At 65.0% G+C, this 19583-nt stretch carries 17 protein-coding genes; 8 read left to right on the top strand and 9 right to left on the bottom strand.

Annotated elements, in window-relative coordinates:
- Positions 1-16: 16 nt before the first annotated feature.
- The 5 genes from Q0L25_RS00620 to Q0L25_RS00600 form a co-directional block, all read right to left on the bottom strand.
- Entirely contained in the window at positions 17-1714 is a 1698-nt protein-coding gene (locus Q0L25_RS00620; protein WP_296610989.1) for a ShlB/FhaC/HecB family hemolysin secretion/activation protein, read from the bottom strand.
- A 169-nt stretch (positions 1715-1883) separates the two neighbouring features.
- On the bottom strand, positions 1884-3050 hold the full coding sequence (locus tag Q0L25_RS00615) for an alpha-hydroxy-acid oxidizing protein (protein ID WP_296610987.1): 1167 nt from the start codon (positions 3048-3050) through the stop codon (positions 1884-1886).
- A gap of 16 nt (positions 3051-3066) precedes the next feature.
- Positions 3067-4104: a CaiB/BaiF CoA-transferase family protein gene (locus tag Q0L25_RS00610; RefSeq protein ID WP_296610986.1), complete on the bottom strand. Its 1038-nt coding sequence runs from the start codon at positions 4102-4104 to the stop codon at positions 3067-3069.
- Between the two features lie 134 nt (positions 4105-4238).
- Positions 4239-5021: an SDR family NAD(P)-dependent oxidoreductase gene (locus Q0L25_RS00605; RefSeq protein WP_066590341.1), complete on the bottom strand. Its 783-nt coding sequence runs from the start codon at positions 5019-5021 to the stop codon at positions 4239-4241.
- A 90-nt stretch (positions 5022-5111) separates the two neighbouring features.
- Positions 5112-6287, bottom strand: coding sequence for an acetyl-CoA C-acetyltransferase (locus Q0L25_RS00600; RefSeq protein WP_296610983.1), 1176 nt, complete (start codon positions 6285-6287; stop codon positions 5112-5114).
- 130 nt (positions 6288-6417) lie between these two features.
- Between Q0L25_RS00600 and Q0L25_RS00595 the strand changes: the two genes are divergently transcribed.
- The 8 genes from Q0L25_RS00595 (at position 6418) to Q0L25_RS00560 (ending at position 16383) form a co-directional block, all read left to right on the top strand.
- Positions 6418-8517, top strand: a complete 2100-nt coding sequence (locus Q0L25_RS00595; protein ID WP_296610982.1) for a malate synthase G — start codon at positions 6418-6420, stop codon at positions 8515-8517.
- Between the two features lie 205 nt (positions 8518-8722).
- Positions 8723-9061, top strand: a complete 339-nt coding sequence (locus Q0L25_RS00590) for a hypothetical protein (RefSeq protein WP_296610981.1) — start codon at positions 8723-8725, stop codon at positions 9059-9061.
- Positions 9062-9182: 121 nt separating this feature from the next.
- Positions 9183-9938 carry a hypothetical protein gene (locus tag Q0L25_RS00585; RefSeq protein ID WP_296610980.1) on the top strand — a complete coding sequence of 252 codons (756 nt, stop codon included), beginning with the start codon at positions 9183-9185 and terminating at the stop codon, positions 9936-9938.
- Positions 9874-11418: a DNA polymerase Y family protein gene (locus Q0L25_RS00580; RefSeq protein ID WP_296611400.1), complete on the top strand. Its 1545-nt coding sequence runs from the start codon at positions 9874-9876 to the stop codon at positions 11416-11418. The genes Q0L25_RS00585 and Q0L25_RS00580 overlap by 65 nt, the downstream gene beginning before the upstream one ends.
- Positions 11419-11649: 231 nt before the next feature.
- The gene (locus Q0L25_RS00575) at positions 11650-15222 is read left to right on the top strand and encodes an error-prone DNA polymerase (RefSeq protein ID WP_296610979.1); all 3573 of its coding nucleotides are present in this window, start codon (positions 11650-11652) and stop codon (positions 15220-15222) included.
- 83 nt (positions 15223-15305) lie between these two features.
- Positions 15306-15767: a GNAT family N-acetyltransferase gene (locus Q0L25_RS00570; protein WP_296610977.1), complete on the top strand. Its 462-nt coding sequence runs from the start codon at positions 15306-15308 to the stop codon at positions 15765-15767.
- Positions 15767-16219, top strand: coding sequence for a MaoC family dehydratase (locus tag Q0L25_RS00565; RefSeq protein WP_296610976.1), 453 nt, complete (start codon positions 15767-15769; stop codon positions 16217-16219). Before Q0L25_RS00570 ends, Q0L25_RS00565 begins: the two co-directional genes overlap by 1 nt.
- A gap of 2 nt (positions 16220-16221) precedes the next feature.
- The gene (locus tag Q0L25_RS00560) at positions 16222-16383 is read left to right on the top strand and encodes a hypothetical protein (protein WP_296610974.1); all 162 of its coding nucleotides are present in this window, start codon (positions 16222-16224) and stop codon (positions 16381-16383) included.
- Between the two features lie 15 nt (positions 16384-16398).
- On the opposite strand, the gene Q0L25_RS00555 is transcribed toward Q0L25_RS00560, so the two are convergent.
- From Q0L25_RS00555 to Q0L25_RS00540, 4 genes are all read right to left on the bottom strand, one after another.
- The gene (locus tag Q0L25_RS00555) at positions 16399-16752 is read right to left on the bottom strand and encodes an iron-sulfur cluster assembly accessory protein (protein ID WP_296610972.1); all 354 of its coding nucleotides are present in this window, start codon (positions 16750-16752) and stop codon (positions 16399-16401) included.
- A 118-nt stretch (positions 16753-16870) separates the two neighbouring features.
- Positions 16871-17335, bottom strand: coding sequence for an SUF system Fe-S cluster assembly protein (locus Q0L25_RS00550; protein ID WP_296610971.1), 465 nt, complete (start codon positions 17333-17335; stop codon positions 16871-16873).
- 10 nt (positions 17336-17345) lie between these two features.
- On the bottom strand, positions 17346-18539 hold the full coding sequence (locus Q0L25_RS00545) for a cysteine desulfurase (RefSeq protein ID WP_296610969.1): 1194 nt from the start codon (positions 18537-18539) through the stop codon (positions 17346-17348).
- 134 nt (positions 18540-18673) lie between these two features.
- Positions 18674-19498, bottom strand: a complete 825-nt coding sequence (locus Q0L25_RS00540) for a SufD family Fe-S cluster assembly protein (protein WP_296610968.1) — start codon at positions 19496-19498, stop codon at positions 18674-18676.
- Positions 19499-19583 lie beyond the last annotated feature (85 nt).

The following is a 19583-nucleotide window of genomic DNA, read 5'->3' as shown; positions in this document are numbered from 1 at the left end:
ACTGGTCCCCTGAAACTCAACGGCGCGGAGCGAATTGGATGGTGAGCGACAACAGCACGCGATCGGACGCGCGCGGTGCGCCGGGCAGGTTCAGCTCGGGATCCTGCGGATGCGCGTACATCGCTTCGAGCGACATCAGGCCGGGCAGAATCGCCCGCATGCCGCCGCCGAACGAGGTCAGCGCACGGCTGCCTTCGGTGGTAAAGGTGTCGTCGTTCCAGATGTGCACGGTGTCGTAAAAGCCGAACGCGACGAAAGCAGCGCGCGACTTGACAGGCAATTGCCAGCGCGGCTCGAGCCGGATGCCGATCGCCTTGTCACCTGAAGTCACGCCCGGATCGTAGCCGCGGCCGATCGTCAGATTGCCGACCGAGAATTCCTCGAAGCTGAGCAACGGACCGCTCGCCCATTGCCCTTGCGCGGTCGCCGACAGGCTGAAGTCGCGGCCGATGCTGACGAAACCGTTGAGCCCACCGCGCAGCACGGTCGCGCTGGCGCTGCCCTCGAACCGGCTCGGCCCGTAACCGGCAGGTGTGATCACGCCAGTCTTGGTCGCGCCCAGGATATCGAAACCCTGGCGCAGTTCGAGCGAGCCGCTGATTCCCCACGCGTCGGGCTTGTTGAAGCGCGGCGCGCGCTTGCTGGCCGAAAGGCGGAGATAGCCGACGCGCAATTTGTCGAGCGTGACGGGAATGCCGCTCTTGCCGACGAACAATTGGATGCGCTGCTCGATAATCTCGACGCCGCCGCCGATATCGGCATTGGCACGCACCGAACGAAGCAGCGGCGCCGACACGTCAAATCCACCGATCAGTGAGCGCGAGCGCAGGTCGAGCGCGCCGATATCGGGCTTCGACCAGGCGTAGCTGAACCGGCCACCGATGCTGAGCCCGGTGTCGGTCGCGAAATAGTGGCCTACCTGGAGCACTTGCTGCTCGTGGAAATCCGCCGTCGACGATGCACCGACGAACGTGCGGTCGGACAGACCGGTCAGGCCGTAATATTCGGCCCGCAACGTCCCGCTCTCGCGCCCGATCGAGCGCGATCCGGTGTTGGTGACGTTGGCCAGGATGGTGAACGGCGTGTACTCGACCGCCACTTCGCCGACGACCTGACCCGGGCCGGTGCCGGCGGCGCGCAACGCCATCTTGACCTGCAAACCGGGGACGTCGTTCATGCCCAGCAGGATGCTCTCGATCTCATGCGTATTGAGCGCGGGTAGCGCCTTAAGCCGGTCGACTCGCGCGGCCAATGTACGTCCAAAACGACCCGCCGAGCCGGAGACATGAACGTCGACCAGGCGCGCGGGGATGACGATCAGCGTCGCGTCGCCGGCATTGATCTCCTGCGGCGGGATGGTGACGCCGGCGATGTAACCCGCATTACTGAGCGCGCTCGCTGCGGCATCGCGCAGATCGCACAACTGCGCCAGTTTCTGCTTGCCGGTTTGCGGCTTGATGTCCGCCAGCGTGTCGAGCAGTCCGGCCGGCAACGCCGATCCGTCGGGCGCGGTGAAATGCAGCCGGTCGACCGCTACCTCGATCGGCGAGTCGGCAAACGGGCAGTTCGCGACCCGCTTGGTCTCGTCGGTGACGGTGATGCCGGACTTCGGCTTGACGGAATCGACCTTGGGAAGTTCGATCTGCTCGCGGCTGGGCAAGGCGCCAGGCGCGGACTGCGCCATCGCCGTATCGATGCCGAATGCGCCGGGCACGACAAACACCGCTGCGCAAAACAATGCGCGCTTAAAACGAAGCGACACGAATCCCCCTGTATTAGCCCCGTGGGACTCGTATCATTTCTCGGGGCAATTAAAAGCCATTGTTAAGGGCCGAAATGGGACCATCTCATGGGGAAGGCTCGCTTTATTGGCGATCGTGCCTTCAAGCGGAAAGCCGTGTCACCCCGGCCGCGCGCACATGGTCGAGCGTCGGCATGCCATTCACCGCCATCATCAGGTCGGCCTCAGCCAGGATGCATTTGAGGACGTGCGCCGCGCCGTCAGCTCCATCGAGCGCCAAGCCATAGGCGAACGGCCGCCCCACCCCAACCGCGCGCGCGCCCATTGCCAGCGCCTTGATCACGTCGCTGCCCGAGCGGATGCCGGAATCGAACCATATTGGCACGTCGCCGGCTGCCTCGACGACGCCGGGCAGCATATCGATCGCGGCAATTCCGCCATTGGCCTGGCGCCCGCCATGGTTCGAGCAGAAGATCGCGTCGGCGCCCATGTCGACTGCCTTGCGCGCGTCCTCGGGATGGCAGATGCCCTTGAGTACGATCGGCATCTTGGTGACCGACTTGAACCACGCCATGTCATCCCAGGTCAGCGGGCGAGCGAACAGCGAGCCCCATAGCATCACCGCTTCGGGTAGCGCCTGTGCCGGATCCTTGCCGAGCAGCTTGCGGAAGACGGGGTCGGCAAAATAATTGGTCAGCACGTGGCCGCGCAGCTGGGGAAAATTGCCGGCGTTGAGATCGCGCGGGCGCCAGCCGGTCACCCAGGTGTCGAGCGTGACCACCAGCGCGCGATAGCCCGCTGCCTCAGCGCGACGGATCAGGCTCTCGGCCAAGTCCCTGTCGCGCGGCGTATAGAGCTGAAAGAAGCCCGGCGTGTCGCCGAGATGCTTCGCTACCTCTTCCAGCGTATCGTTGCCCAGCGTCGAGACGGTCATCGGCACGCCGGTCATCGCGGACGCCTTGGCCGCGGCGATATCGCCATGCTGGTCGAGGCTGCAGATACCCGTCACGCCGATCGGGCTCATGAACACCGGGCTGTGATATGTGTGGCCGAAAATCTCGGTCGACAGATCTCGGCTGGTCGTGCCGACCATCATCCGCGGCACCATCCCCCAATGGTGAAAAGCGGCGGCGTTCTGGTCCTGCGTCCGTTCGTCGCCGCACCCGCCCTGAACATAGTTCAAGACGTGCGGCGGCATTGCCGCTGTCGCGCGCTCGACCAGCGTGGCATAATCGACCGGCACTTTCGGCAGCACGCCGCGCAAGCCGGCACCGTAAATCTCGTTCTGATAGTCGCCGAAATGCGGCATCGTCCTCTCCCGGTTCTCAGGGCTGGCGTGGCGGATCGCAGGGGGTCGCCGAATAACGCGGTGCGGGCGCGGGCTGGACCACGCCGCCAAGCTCGATGAAAGTGCCGCGCTCGCGATTGTGCGGATGCGCCACCGCTTCGTCGAATCCGAGCACCGGCGCGAAACAGATGTCGGTCGCCTCCATCAGGGCGCACCATTCGTCGCGCGTCCTCGATTTGAAAATCTCGGTCAGCCGCGCCTTTTGCGCCGGCCATTGCGCACGATCGAATTGGGCATCGAAGAGCGCGTCGTCGGCAATCCCCAGGGTCTGACGAAGCAACGCATAGAATTGCGGCTCTATCGACCCGATCGCGACAAAGCCCCCATCCGCGGTCTCGTACGTGTCGTAGAAGGGTGCGCCGGTGTCGAGCATGTTGGTACCGCGCGCATCGTCCCACATTCCCTGCGCGCGAAAACCCCACATCATCGCCATCAGCAGCGCCGACCCGTCGGTCATCGCGCAGTCGATCACCTGGCCCGGCGCGCCATTCTTCACGCCGAGCAAGGCGCTGACCATGCCGAAGGCGAGCATCATCGCGCCGCCGCCGAAATCGCCGACCAGATTGATCGGCGGAGTCGGCTTGTCGCCGGCACGGCCGATCGCGCCGAGCACGCCGGACAATGCGATATAATTGATGTCGTGCCCAGCGGCGGCGGCATAAGATCCGGTCTGGCCCCAGCCGGTCATGCGGCCATAGACCAGCTTCGGATTATCGACGAGCAAGACGTCCGGGCCGATGCCGAGGCGCTCTGTGACGCCGGGGCGGAATCCCTCGATCAGGCCGTCTGCGGTCTTTACCAGGTCGCGCAATCTGGCGATGTCGTCGGCTGATTTGAGATCGAGCTGCATCGTCGTCCGCGACCGCAGCAACGGGTCGCGCGGATTGGGCGTAGTGCCCGGCCGGTCGACGCGGATCACCTCGGCCCCGTGATCCGCGAGCATCATGCCGCAGAATGGTCCTGGGCCTATCCCGGCTAGTTCGACGATGCGGATTCCGTGCAAGGGTCCGGGCATGGGATTTCCTCTTCCTAGCCCCTCCCCTTCAGGGGAGGGGTTGGGGTGGGGCCTATCCACGGGCGATTCGCTTGAGGCGCTGCCCGACCCCCGACCCCTCCCCTGAAGGGGAAGGGCTTTATTGTTGCCTCACCTCAGCGCGGCGCCATGCGGATGGCGCCGTCGAGGCGGACGTCCTCGCCGTTGAAATAACCGTTCTCGATCATCGTCAGCGCGAGCTGCGCATATTCGGGCGGATTGCCGAGCCGCTTGGGGAACGGGACCGAGGCCGCGAGCGCATCCTTCACGTTCTGCGGCGCACCCTGCATCAACGGCGTCTCAAAGATGCCGGGTAGGATGGTGTTGATACGAATCCCCTCGCCCATCAGGTCGCGCGCGATCGGCAGGGTCATGCCGACCACCCCGCCCTTGGAGGCCGAATAGGCGGCCTGGCCGATCTGGCCGTCCTCGGCAGCGACCGAGGCGGTCATCACCATCGCGCCGCGCTCGCCATCGACACCCGGCTCGAGCGTCAGCATGCCGGCCGCCGACTTGGCGACGCAGCGGAAGGTGCCGATCAGGTTGATCTGGATGAGCCAGTTGAAAGCCTCGAGCGGGAAATGCTTGATCGAACCGTCTTCCTTCGAACGGCTGGCGGTCTTGACCGCATTGCCGGTGCCCGCGCAGCAGACCAGCACGCGCTCCTGGCCGTTCGCCGCGCGCGCCTTGGCGAACCCGGCATCGACGCTCTCGTCGCTGGTGACGTTAACCTCGCAGAACACGCCGCCGATTTCCTTGGCGAGCGCCTCGCCCTTCTCCGCCTGAAGGTCGAAGATCGCGACCTTCACGCCCTTGGCGGCAAGTGCACGCGCGGTCGCGGCGCCTAGCCCGGAGGCGCCGCCGGTGACGACCGCGGCTACCGAATTATCGAGTTTCATTCTTCTCTCCCGTCGCCCCGGCGGAGGCCGGGGCCGCTAAGTTGTAGAGTGCCGCCTGCGGCCCTGGCCTTCGCCGGGGCGACGCGGACCTCAGAGCCGCTCGACGATCGTGACGTTGGCGATCCCGCCGCCTTCGCACATCGTCTGCAGCCCCCAGCGCTTGCCACGCGCCTTCAACGCATGAAGCAACGTCGTCATCAGCTTGGTGCCCGAGGCCCCAAGCGGATGGCCGAGCGCGATCGCGCCGCCATTGACGTTGAGCCGGTCATGGTCGCCGCCGATCACCTGGAGCCAGGCTAGCGGGACCGGCGCGAACGCCTCGTTGACTTCGTACAGGTCGATATCCTCGATCTTCATGCCCGCGCGGGCCAGCGCCCGCTGCGTCGCGGGCAAAGGCTCTTCGAGCATGATCACCGGATCGCCGGCGGTGACGGTCAGATTGTGGATCCGCGCCAGCGGCTTCAGCCCATGATCCTTGAGCGCGCGTTCACTCACGATCAGCACGCCCGAAGCGCCGTCGCAAATCTGGCTGGCAGATGCCGCGGTCAACACGCCGCCTTCCTGGAGCAATTTGACGCTCGCCATCGATTCGGGCGTGGCGTCGTAGCGGATGCCCTCGTCGTGCAGATGAAGGACGGTATTGCCTTCCTCATCGACGATCTCGATCGGCACGATTTCCTCGTCGAACGCGCCCGCCTGCGTGGCGGCGGCCGCACGGCGATGGCTCTCGAGCGAGAAGGCGTCGAGCTGCTCGCGGCTGAAGCCGTATTTCTGCGCCATCATGCCGGCGCCGACGAACTGGCTGAAGCCTTGGACGCCGTAGCGGTCCTTGATCTTCTGCGACCAGGGACCGATGCCGATGCCGAGTTGCGCAGGTGCCGAGCTGGCGAGGCCCATCGGCACGCGCGTCATGCTTTCGACCCCGGCGGCAAGGACGATGTCCTGAGTACCGGACATTACTGCCTGGGCGGCGAACTGCATCGCCTGTTGCGACGAACCGCACTGGCGGTCGATCGACACCGCCGGGACGCTGTCGGGCAGCGACGACGCCATCACCGCGCTGCGCCCGATATGTGCCGATTGCTCGCCCACCTGCATTACGCAGCCCATGATGACGTCTTCGACGGCGGCACCGTCGATGCCGGCGCGTTCCACCACCGCGTCGAGCACCTTGCCCGCCAAGTCCGCCGGGTGCCAGTCCTTCAGCTTGCCGCCGCGCCGTCCGCCAGCCGTGCGGCCCGCAGACACGATGTACGCTTCTGCCATCTCTCTCTCCTCTTATCGGTTGCAGTTAGCCACTGGTTTACGGGAGCGGCAAGCGCATTTTTCGTGTGGACGGTATGTTCGGTCGGTGTATTGGCGGGGTTCCTCCCCTCATCATCTGATGGAGCAGTGCATGCCCGGAGGCACCATGATCGACCGCAACGGTTTGAAAATAGCGAACGAACTTGTCGACTTCGTCGAGCAGCGGGCTTTGTCAGGCACGGGGATCGATGCGCAGTATTTCTGGGCCATGGCGAAGGCGCTTCTCGAGCGGTTCGCCAAAGAAAATCGACACCTGCTTGAGCGCCGTGATGCAATGCAAGCGGACATCGACGGCTGGCTCGCGCAACGCGCAGGCGAGTCGATCGATCAGGCCGAGTATCAGGCATATCTGAGATCGATCGATTACCTAGTCGACGAGCCCGCACCCTTTCAGGTCACGACGTCGAACGTCGATGCCGAAGTCGCGACAATGGCCGGGCCGCAACTAGTGGTGCCGGTGCTCAACGCTCGCTTCGTGCTCAATGCCGCCAATGCCCGCTGGGGCAGCCTGTACGATGCGCTCTACGGCACCGATGCAATTCCCGGTGCGGCCAAACCGGGCGGCTACGATCCCGAACGCGGCGCGCAGGTGATCGCCTGGGCCAAGGCGTTTCTCGACAAGGCCGTGCCGCTGGCAAGCGGTAGTTGGGCGAATCTATCCGGCGAGCCGGTTCTGGCCGACCCGTCGCTGCTCGTCGGACGTGCCGGCGAGAATTACCTGTTCCGTCACAACGGCCTGCACATCGAAGTGGTGATCGATCGCGATCATCCGATCGGCGGTAGCGATCCCGCCGGAATCGCCGACGTCGTCCTGGAAAGCGCGATCTCCACGATCGTCGACCTCGAAGATTCGATCGCCGCGGTCGATGCCGAGGATAAGGTCGCGGCTTATGCCAATTGGCTCGGGCTGATGCGCGGCGACCTGGAGGATACGTTCGAGAAGGGCGGCCGCACCCTGACCCGCCGCCTCAACGACGACCGCCGTTACACCGCGCCCGATGGCGGCGAGTTGGTGCTGCGCGGCCGCAGCCTGTTGTTCGTGCGCAATGTCGGCCACCTGATGACCACGCCTGCAGTCATCCTGTCCGACGGTGGTGAGGCGCCTGAGGGAGTCCTGGATGCGATCATGACCAGCCTGATCGGGCTGCACGATTTGAAGGGGCTCGGGCGCTTCAAGAATAGCCCAGCCGGTTCGATCTACATCGTCAAGCCAAAGATGCACGGACCTCAAGAGGTCGGCTTCACGAACGCTCTGTTCGATGCGGTCGAGACGATGCTCGATCTTCCCCGCCACACGATCAAGGTGGGGGTGATGGACGAGGAGCGCCGGACATCGGCCAATCTCGCGGCGTGCATCCGTGAAGTGAAAGACCGGATCGTCTTCATCAACACGGGCTTCCTCGACCGCACCGGCGACGAGATCCACACCAGTATGCAGGCCGGACCGATGGTGCCCAAGGGGGAGATGAAAACCTCGGCCTGGATCAAGGCGTATGAGGACCGCAACGTCCAGATCGGGCTCGCCTGCGGCCTCAGCGGCAAGGCGCAGATCGGCAAGGGCATGTGGGCGGCACCCGATCGCATGGCCGACATGCTCGAGCAGAAGATCGGCCACCCGATGGCCGGCGCGACCACCGCCTGGGTTCCCTCGCCCACCGCGGCGACCTTGCACGCGACGCACTACCACCAGGTCGACGTGTTCGCGCGGCAGAAGGAACGCGCCGCAGAGCCCGTCGCCAGCCTGAACGACCTGCTCTCGGTGCCGCTCGCGCTCGGCCGCAACTGGACGCCGGAGGAGGTTCGCGCCGAACTCGACAACAATGCCCAGGGCATATTGGGCTATGTCGTGCGATGGATCGATCAGGGAGTCGGGTGTTCGAAAGTACCCGACATCCACGACATCGGCCTGATGGAAGATCGCGCGACCTTGCGGATCTCGAGCCAGGTGCTCGCCAATTGGCTGCTTCACGGCGTGTGCACGCCCGAGGAGGTCGAAGCGGCGTTCGGACGGATGGCCGCCAAGGTCGATGCGCAGAATGCGAGCGATCCGGCATATCGTTCGTTGGTCGCCAATCCGGCCGGCCCGGCATTCCAGGCCGCGCGTGCGCTGGTGTTCGAGGGAACCACTCAGCCTAATGGTTATACGGAGCCGCTGTTGCATCGGTTCAGACGCCAAGCGAAGGCAAACTGACGCGCAACATTCGTAAATTGTACAAAATCGACACTGTAATCTCCGCCAGGATCGCGAAATCGAACGATAGCCGGGATAAGTCGCAAGAAAGCTTCGGCGACGTCCCGGAATAGTAACTTAGCACGTGCAACAACACGGCTCTTATATTACACTGTTTCGGACCGGTTCGGCCGGTGGATGCAACCTACTTTTGGGGGGTACAGTGATGATTCAGGCGATCAAAACTGGCGCGGCGATGGCCGTGCTGGTCGCTGGCATCGTATCGGCACCGGCGATCGCGGATTCGGGACGCAACTTCACCGTCTATAATGGCAATGCCGATGTGTCCGTGCAGCGCGTGTGGACCGCGCGCGCGGGAGAATCGAAGGACCCGTGGCACGAGGTCGATATGAAATATGCGATCAAGCCGAAAACCTCGTCCAATTTCACGTTGGGAGACGGCGACGTCTGCCTCTACGACATCAAGATCCAGTTCTCGGATGAGGTCACGCAGCAGTTCGACAACGTCAACGTTTGCAAGGGCCAGACGGTCAACGCGACCTGATCCGACAATATCGATAAGCGAAAATGAAGGGGCGGCGGACTCGGTTCGCCGCCCCTTTCGCATGCTCCTTACTCCAGGATTCGAATTGCAATCTCGCGAATAGAACATATCATGAACATATATGCCCGAGTCGTCTGCCTCGCTGAGTCGATTGCGTCGCCGCGTCGCGCGCATCGAAGGCGTGCGCGTATCGGGCGGGCCGGCGCGGTTCGCCACCGGGCATGCGGCGATCGATGCCTGGCTGGGCGGCGGCCTCGCGCGCGGACGCTTGCACGAAGTGATGGCGGATGACAGCGAGGATGCCGGCAGCCTGTCGGGATTTGCCGCGATGCTGGCGCTGCGCATCCACGCCCGAAAGCCGTTATTGTGGCTCAGGACCGAAGCGGCGGAACGGCGGGCGGGCAAGCTTTACGCCAGCGGATTGGGTGAAATCGGCCTCCATGGCGGTGACCTCATCCTCGGGCTGCTCGGCGATGACGCGGCATTGCTCAAGGCCGCGAACGATGCCGCGCGCTGCGCCGGGCTCGGCGCGCTGGTGATCGAAAGCTGGGGCGAGCCCAAGCCGCTCGACCTGACCGCGACGCGCCGGCTGATGTTGGCGGCGGAAGCCTCTGGCGTGACCGTGCTGCTGCTCAAGGGCGGGGCGCGCGAAAGCCCGAGCGTCGCCGACACGCGCTGGCGGGTCACCCCTGCCCCTTCGATCGCGCTCGCCGCCGAGGCGCCGGGGCCGCCCGCCTTCGACCTCGAATTGTTGCGCCGACGCGCCGGCCCCGCCGGACGCCGATGGCGAGTGGAGTGGAATCGTGACCGACGTGCCTTCCAGCCCTGCGACAGCCAGGCGCTATCTGGCGCTGTTCTTCCCCTGGCTGCCGGCTGAACGCATCCGCATCACGCGTCCGCATTTGTTCGCGGGTCGTGCCGAGGCCCCGTACGCGCTGACCGAGAAGGTCAAGGGCGCGCTGCGCGTGCATGCCATCGATCGCGAAGCCGCGCGTCTCGGGATCGAGCGCGGCATGACCCTGGCCGATGCCCGCGCGCGGCTGACCGAGCTGGAAGCGTTCGACCATGTCCCGCATGACGACCATTTGTGGCTCGAACGGCTGGCCGATGGCTGCGCGCGCTATACGCCCTGGGTGATGCTCGACGCACCCGATGGGCTGGTGCTCGACATTACCGGCTGCGCCCATTTGCTTGGCAACGAAACCGCGCTCGCCAGTGATGTGCTGGCAAGACTCGACCGGTTGGGCGTCACCGCGCAGCATGCCTTTGCTGCCAATCCCGACGCCGCGAGGGCGCTCGCGCGATGGCGCAGCGTCGGTGCCAACGAGGACGAGGCGGTCCGCCGCTTGCCGGTCGTGGCGCTCGGGCTCGAGGAGGAAGCGACGACCGCCTTGAAGCGCGCTGGGCTCAAGACCGTCGGCGACGTCGTGGCGCGTCCCTTGTCGGCGATCGCCGCGCGGTTCGGCAGCGATGCCGCAACCCAGGTCCGACGGATCATCGGCGAAGCGGACAGTCCGTTGACCCCGCGCATCGTCGCTCCGCCTTTGTTCGTCGAGCGGCGCTTCGCCGAACCTGTGGCGCGCACCGAATTCGCACTGACCGTGCTGGGGGAATTGATCGGCGAGGCCGCCCTCAGACTCGACCAGACTCATGAAGGCGGGCGCCGGTTCGAGGCGCGCTTCTTCCGCACCGATGGGTTGGTCCAGCGGATGGCGGTCGAGACGGGCCGTCCGACCCGCGACGTGGCCGCGGTGTTGCGGCTGTTCCGCGAACGGATCGAAACTTTGGCCGATCCGATCGATCCCGGGTTCGGCTTCGACCTGATCCGGCTCGACGTGCCGGTGGCGGAGCGACTCGACGCGGCACAGTTGAAACTTGAAGGCGGTGCGGTCGGCGAGGCAGAGCTGGCACAGTTGATCGATCGATTGTCCACCCGTGTCGGCCGCTCCCGCATCCGTCGTTTCGCCCCGCGCGACCGCCATTTGCCCGAACAGGCCGAGTTGATGCTGCCTGCAACCGACCCTGTCCCGCCCTGCGACTGGCCAGAACTCGAAACGGGCGAGCCTCCATTACGTCCGATCCACTTGTTCGACCCGCCGCAACCGATCGACTCGATCGCCAGCGAAGTCCCCGACGGACTGCCGCGCCAATTCCGCTGGCGCCGCGTCCTGCATGACGTCGCCCGCGTCGAAGGACCCGAGCGGATCGCCACGCCCTGGTGGGGCAGCTACCAGGCGCCGACCCGCGATTATTACCGCGTCGAGGACCGCCGCGGCCGCCGCTTCTGGATCTTCCGCCACGGCCTGTACGGCGAAGTCGCCGAACCCGGCTGGTACATCCACGGGCTGTTCGCGTGAATTGGTTCACGCGGAGGCGCGGAGGCGCGGAGAGTTCGCCAAATACTCTTTGTCTCGCGCCAGCGAGACCTGCATCTTCAATTTCCTCGGGCTGTGAAGGAGCCGCAAGAGCGGCTCGGCGGCCTTTTCGACCATCGTCTCTGCGCCCTCTGCGCCTCTGCGCGAACCAATCCTTCCTTCTCCGCGCCTCCGCGCCTCCGCGTGAACAAAATTTCAAAATGGCCGGGCGGCATGGCTGAGCCTGTCCGCTTCGCCGAACTGGTCGCAGCGACCAACTTCTCGTTCCTGCGGGGGGCCTCGCATCCCAGCGACATGGTCGGCGAGGCGATTGCCCTGGGCATGCGCGCCATCGGTATCGCCGACCGCAACACGGTGGCCGGCGTGGTGCGTGCGCATGTCGCGCTGAGACAAGCGCGCGAGCAATGGAATCCCGCCTGGGCCAAGGCGAAAGCGCGGCACGAGGCCGACCGGCCATGGGAAGAGTTTCCCGATCCGCCCGATCTGCCCTCCCCTGCCCCCGATTTCCGCCTGATCGTCGGGGCGCGGCTGGTTTTCGCCGACGGTACGCCTGACGTCGTCGCCTATCCGGCAACGCGATACGGCTGGGGCCGGCTGACGCGACTACTCTCGCTCGGCAATCGCCGCGCGACCAAGGGGGGCTGCCTGATCGGGTTCAGCGACCTGATCGCGCATCATCAGGATCTGATGCTCATCGTGCTGCCGGAAAGCAGCTTCGACGAAGCGGAGAATGAGGCATTGCCGGAGAAGCGGCAGATCGACCAGGATCAGGATCGAGGGTTCCTTCGACTTGGCGACGATGAACCCGAAACCACCAACGTCGTCCCTTTCCCCAATTGTCATGCCGGACTCGTCCCGGCATCCACGGAGCCACAGAGTCCAGGGCGAGTGGTGGAGTGGACCCCGGCACAAGGCCGCGGTGACGATGGGCTCGAGACGACGCTCAGGCGTCTCAAGCGCGTGGTCGGCGACCGCCTATGGCTCGGCGCCTCCATGCCTCGCGCGGGCCGAGACAAACGCCGCCTTGCCAAGCTTGCCGAGACCGCTCGCGCCACGCGCGTGCCTCTCCTCGCGACCAACGACGCACTCTACGCATCTCCCGCGCAACGGCCTCTCCACGACGTCGTCACCTGCATCCGCAAGGGCACGCATGTGAAGGCCGCGGGCAAGTTGCTCGAAGCCAATGCCGAGCGCCATCTCAAGCCGCCCGAGGAAATGGCGCGGCTGTTCCGCGACTATCCCGAAGCAGTGGCGGAAACCGACGTACTGCTCTCGCGCATCGGCTTCACGCTCGACCAGTTGAGCTATGATTATCCCCACGAGCCCGTGCCCGCCGGCTGGGAGGCGCAGGAATGGCTCGAACATCTCGTCTGGCAGACTGCGCTGGAACGCTATGAGTATCGCGTTCCCGACAAGCTCTATGCGTTGCTCTACGAGGAATTCTCGCTGATCCGCGAGCGCGGTTATGCTCCTTATTTCCTGACCGTCCACGATATCGTCCGTTTCGCGCGCAGCTGCGACCCGCCGATCCTGTGCCAGGGCCGCGGGTCGGCGGCGAATTCGGTGGTGTGCTTCCTGCTCGGCGTGACTTCGGTCGATCCGATGAAGCACGACCTGCTCTTCTCGCGCTTCGTCTCGGCCGAGCGCGACGAGCCCCCCGATATCGACGTCGATTTCGAACACGAGCGGCGCGAGGAGGTGATGCAATATGTCTACAAGCGCTATGGCCGACACCGCGCCGCGATCGCCGCGACGGTGATCCATTACCGATCGCGCAGCACGGTGCGCGAAGTCGGCAAGGCACTGGGCATGACCGAGGACGTCACTTCGCGTCTCGCGAGCACGGTCTGGGGCAGCTATTCGAGCCATTTCGAGGAAGAGCGCGTGTCGCAATCCGGGTTCGACCTGGCCAACCCCGACATTGCGCGTCTCAAGTCGCTGGTCGATCAATTGCTCGAATTCCCGCGCCATTTGTCGCAACATGTCGGCGGCTTCGTGCTGACCCAGGACCGGCTCGACGAGACGGTGCCGATCCACAACGCCGCGATGGAGGACCGTACCTTCATCGAATGGGACAAGGACGATATCGACGCGCTGCAATTGATGAAGGTCGACGTGCTCGCGCTCGGCATGCTGACCTGCATCAAGAAGGCGTTCGACCTGATCGAGGCGACCGGCGGCGACCGGCATACGCTCGACACCATCCCGGGGGAGGTGCCGGCGGTTTACGACATGCTGTGCGAGGGCAACAGCCTGGGCCTGTTCCAGGTCGAGAGCCGCGCGCAGATGAGCATGTTACCGCGCCTCCGGCCGCGCGAATTCTATGACCTGGTCGTGCAGGTCGCGATCGTCCGCCCTGGACCGATCCAGGGCAACATGGTCCATCCCTATCTGCGGCGGCGCTCGGGCAAGGAGAAGGTCGAGTATCCCGCACCGGCCTCGGGCTTCGGCCATGCCGACGAACTGAAGGACGTGCTCGGCAAGACCATGGGCGTGCCCCTGTTCCAGGAACAGGCGATGAAGCTGGCGATCGTCGCCGCCAAATTCTCGCCCGAGGATGCCAATCGCCTGCGCCGCGCGATGGCGACGTTCCGCAATGTCGGCACGATCCATCACTTCGAAACCAAGATGGTCGAAGGCATGGTGAAGCGCGGTTACGAACGGGACTTCGCGCAGCGCTGCTACGATCAGATCAAGGGGTTCGGCAGCTATGGCTTTCCCGAGAGCCACGCGTTGGCGTTCGCACGGCTGGTCTATGTCTCGGCCTGGCTCAAATGCTTCCATCCCGCGGTATTCGCCTGCGCGCTGCTCAATTCGCAGCCGATGGGATTCTATGCGCCGGCGCAGATCGTCCGTGACGTACAGGAAAAACATGGTGTCGCGGTGCGGCCGATCGACGTCAATGCGAGCGGCTGGGACAACAGCATGGAGCGCGACGGGCAGGATCTCGCGCTGCGATTGGGGTTCCGTCAGGTCGATGGCTTCCGCGAGGATTGGGCCGATCGGCTGGTCGAGGCGCGGGCCGCGGCACCTTTCACGTCGATCGAGGAACTCGCCCGCCGCGCCAACCTTCCCTCGCGCGGACTTCGGCTGCTGGCCGACGCCGATGCCTGGGGATCGATCGGCCAGGGACGGCGGGACGCCTTGTGGGAAGTGCGCCGCACGCCATCGGACGAGCTGCCGCTATTCGCCGCCGCCAGCGCACGCGAACTGGGCCAGGAAGAGGATGCCGCGCTGCCGGCCATGCCGCTGAGCGAGGAAGTCGTCGCCGATTACGAACTCACGCGCTTGTCGCTCAAAGGCCATCCGATGCAATTCCTGCGGCCGATGTTCCGGGCGGAAGGCGTGCTGAGCTGTGCCGAGGTGAGCAAGGCGCGCAACGGCTCGCGCGCCACCGTCGCTGGCGTGGTGCTTGTCCGTCAGCGCCCGGGTACCGGCAATGCCATCTTCATTACACTGGAGGATGAGACCGGCATCACCAATGCGTTGTTATGGGCCCGCGTGTTCGAAGCGCAGCGACTGCAGGTGATGGGGTCGCGGCTGATGACGATCGAGGGAGAGGTCCAGCGCAGCGCACCGAGCGAAGGCAGCGTCGTCCATTTGATCGGTGCCCGGGTGATCGACCGCACTGCCGATCTCGCTCGATTGTCCGAAGATCATCTCGCGCCGCCGCCGGCCGCGCGTGCCGACATCAACCTGTCCCCCGACCCGCGCTACACCGCCGACGCCCATGGTCGCCATCCACGCAACGTACGCATCCTGCCCAAGTCGCGCGATTTTCATTGATCCAAGCCAGTAACCGGCCTCACCAACGGGCGACATTTTCACCCTGCCTCCACTGATCGGAATGGCGTAACGCGTGTGACACCATGCTATTTCGCGATGCACTTCTCGCCGACCTGCCGACGATCGTCGCGATGCTCGCCGAGGAACAGATCGGCGGTCGCGCCGACGACCTGTCCGAACCGCTCGACCCCGCCTATCTCGCCGCGTTCGACGCGATCGATCGCGATCCCAACCAGCGGCTGATCGTCGCCGAGCTCGATGGCGCGATCGTGGGGACGATGCAGCTCAGCTGGCTCCCCGGGCTGATCAATCGCGGCGCCTGGCGCGGCCAGATCGAAGCGGTGCGAATCGCCAAAGACAAGCGCTCGCTCGGGCTCGGCGCCGAGATGATCGGCTGGGCGGTCGAGCGCTTCCGCGAGCGCGACTGCTTCATGGCGCAACTGACGTCGAACAACGACCGCGTCGCTGCGCATCGCTTCTACGAACGGCTCGGCTGGAAAAAGAGTCATGCCGGATTCAAGCTCATGCTGACGAAAGGCGACTGATGCCGGGCAAATATTTCGACGAATGGCAAATCGGCGAGACGATCGAGCACCCGCTGCGCCGTACGGTGACCGAGACCGACAATCTGTTGTGGTCGACCATGACCCACAACCCGCAGCCGCTGCACCTCGACGCCGAGGCGGCCAAGGCGAGCGAGTTCGGCCGCATCCTGGTCAACGGCACTTTCACGTTCAGCCTGATGGTCGGCATCACCGTCGCCGAGACGACGATGGGCACGCTGGTCGCGAACCTGGGCTACGACAAATTGGTCATGCCCAAGCCGGTGTTCATCGGCGACACCTTGCGCGCGACCAGCGAGGTGACCGAATTGCGCGACAGTAAATCGCGGCCGACTGCCGGCCTGGTGACATGGAAGCACCGCATGCTCAACCACCGCGACGAGGTGGTGTGCGAGTGTTTGCGGACGGCGTTGTTACTCCGGAAAACAGCGTAATCATGTCTGAATTCCTCGGAGCCCTGTTCGAGGCCTTGCTCACCGCGCCCTTTGAACAAGCGTTCAAAGCCGGAAATTGGAAGAAGACGCTTGCGTGGGTCGCCGGATGGTCACTCGCAGTGGTATTGGTCGTGTGGCTATTGATCTGGTCGATTGGTAAATAGTAGCCATCACAATTCTCAGACCGTAAAGCTCTCCCCACACCCGCATGCACCCTTGGCGTTGGGGTTTTCGAACACGAAACCGGCGGCGAAATCGTCCTCGACCCAGTCCATCGTCGAGCCGATCAGGTACAGGACCGACGCGCCGTCGACAAAGAAAGTGCCGCCGGGCGTCTCGATCCGCTCGTCCATCGGGTTGGCGGCTGTGACGTAATCGACCGAATAGGCGAGGCCCGAACAGCCGCGGCGCGGGGTCGATAGCTTGACGCCGATCGCGCCCTCGGGGGCCTTCGACATCAATTCGGCGACGCGCGCCTCGGCGCGTTCGGTCAGTTTCACGGCAGCAGGGCGCTGCCTCAGCGTCGTCGTCATTCTTCTTCTCCTAGCCCCTCCCCTTCAGGGGAGGGGTTGGGGGTGGGGCTGAGTCTCCTGACCTTCGCCCCGCGTCCCCCACCCCAACCCCTCCCCTGAAGGGGAGGGGCTGAGCCAATTACAGCATTCCCAATTCCAGCTTCGCGTCGTCCGACATCTTTTGCGGATCCCAGGGCGGATCCCACACCAGATTGACGTCGGCCACCGCGATTCCCGGCACGCTGCCGACACGCAATTCGACCTCGCCCGGCATCGATTCCGCAACCGGGCAATGCGGCGTGGTCAGCGTCATGGTAACCGCGGCATGGCCGTCGTCGGTAACCTCGACATTGTAGATCAGTCCCAAGTCATAGATGTTGACCGGGATTTCCGGGTCGTAAATCTCCTTGAGCGCGTCGACCACCGCTTCGTACAGCGCGCCGCCCGGCTCGCCGCCCGATAGCGGCTCGGGCTTCTGCGATAGGAAACCGGCGAGATAATCGCGCTTGCGCTCAAACGTCTCGGCGGGCGCCTCGACGCGCGCTTTGGCCGGCGCCTCGACCGACGTCACTTCTTCCACTTCGATCTTCCGTTCTTCGTTCATCCGAAGATTCCTACCCAAAAATCCGCGTCACACGTTCGACCGCTTCGCCCAGCGCCTCCACATCCGCCATCGACGAATAGACGCCAAAACTCGCCCTTGCCGTCGCCGGCACGCCGAGCGCCTCCATCAGCGGCTGCGCGCAATGATGCCCCGCGCGGATCGCCACCTTGCTCTCGTCCAAGATGGTGGCGACGTCGTGCGGATGCACCCCCTCGACGGCGAAGCTGACGATGCCGGCGGAATCCTCCGGCCCGAACAGCCGCACCGAATTGATCCGCGACAGCCGCTCGCGCGCAGCGGTTACCAGCGCGGCTTCGTGCGCATGGATGCGCTCCAGGCCGATGCCCGCGACATAATCGATCGCCGCGTGGAGCCCGATCACGCCGACGATATGCGGCGTCCCCGCCTCGAACCGGCCGGGCGCGGGGGCGTAGGTCGTCTTGGCGAAGGTCACGCGGTCGATCATCGACCCGCCGCCCTGATAAGGCGGCATCGCGTCGAGCAGATCGTAGCGGCCCCAGAGCACCCCGATTCCGGTCGGGCCGTAGAGCTTGTGTCCGGAGAAGACGTAGAAATCGCAGTCGATCTCAGCGACGTCGACCGGCATGCGCGGCACGGCCTGGCAGCCGTCGAGCAGAATCTTGGCGCCAACGGAGTGCGCGATCTCGGTCGCACGCTTGGCGTCGAGTACCGACCCCAGCACGTTGGAGACATGGGCGAGCGCAACCAGTTTATACGCCGGGGTAATCATCGCCGCCATCGCGTCGAGATCGATCCGGCCGTCCACGGTCAGCGGCACGACGTCGATCTCGACCCCGATCCGCTCGGCGACCAGCTGCCACGGCACGATGTTCGAATGGTGTTCGAGCACCGACAGCAGGATGCGGTCACCAGCCTTAAGCTGCGATCCCGCCCAGCTATGCGCGACCAGGTTGATCGCCTCGGTCGCACCGCGGACGAAGACGATTTCCTCGGGCTTGCCGTTGATGAACTCCGCGACTCGCTTGCGCGCCGCTTCATAAGCGAGCGTCATATCGGCCGAGCGCTGGTACACGCCGCGATGCACCGCGGCGTAATCCTGCGCATAGCCACGCTCGATCGCGTCGATCACCATGCGCGGTTTCTGCGCCGACACCGCACTGTCGAGATAATGCCAACCCGCCGGGATCGCAGGGAAATCCGCGACGACGTCGAGGGGGGGCAAATTCCCTCTCCCATCGGGAGAGGGAGAGTTCGAGCTTTGACCTGCCCCCGGCAGGTCAAGGTCCGGTCCGGGGGACCGGACCTCGCTCGAACCCGGCGAAGCCGCGGAAGGGTGGGGGTCGACAGTAGTGACCATTACCTGCCCTCACCCTTGCCGCTCGGCTCCGCCGAGCGGGCCCCTTCCCTCTCCCAAAGGGAGAGGGAGTTGTTTAACATCCGCTCCAGCGCAGCCTGCGCTGCCGCTTCGACCCGCGTCCGCTCACCCTCATCGGCGATGTCGTCGAACACGCTGCCGACGAACGCACGGAGCAGCAGCGCCTTTGCCTCTGCCGGCGCGATTCCGCGGCTTTCGAGATAGAATAGCGCCATCGTGTCCAACTCGCCCACCGTCGCGCCATGCGCGCACTTCACGTCGTCGGCGAAGATCTCGAGCTCGGGCTTGGCATTGGCGGTCGCGGTGCGCGCCAGCAACATCGCTTTGACCGACTGGCTGGCATCGGTCTTCTGCGCGTCGCGCGCGACCGCGACCTTGCCAAGATAGCTGCCGGTCGCCTTGCCGCCAAGCACCGAGCGCACAACCTGGTTCGAGGTCGCATTGGGCTCGACATGGTTGACCGTAGTGACGATCTCCAGCGTCTGCTCGCCCCCGCCCAATATTGCCGCGCCCAACTCGAAATGCGCGCCTTCGTGCAAGGTCACGTCGATCGAGACTCGGCCCAATTTGCCGCCGATATTGAGCACGTGGAACGTCGCCCGCGCGCCCTTTTCGAGCACGACCGCGATGTCCTTGATCGCCACCGATCCGGCCGGCGAATCCTGCACCACCACGCGCGCGATCTCCTCGCCCGCGGCGACACGGATCGCCTCGGGCGGATTGAGTGGCCACGCCACGGCCAGCGCGTCGAGGTCGCTATATTTCCACGCCTCGTCGCGACGGGTGGGGAGCGTGAGCAGCGTCACAAAAATTCCTCCCCGTTTACGGGGAGGGGGACCACGACGCGCAGCGGCGTGGTGGAGGGGGCGGGCAACAGACGGCATCCAACGA

Origin of the sequence: Sphingomonas sp., assembly GCF_024508665.1 — a bacterium.
Classification (GTDB): domain Bacteria; phylum Pseudomonadota; class Alphaproteobacteria; order Sphingomonadales; family Sphingomonadaceae; genus Sphingomonas.
Note: the sequence above shows the minus strand (reverse complement) of the source record. Positions and strands in the feature narration are given on the sequence as shown.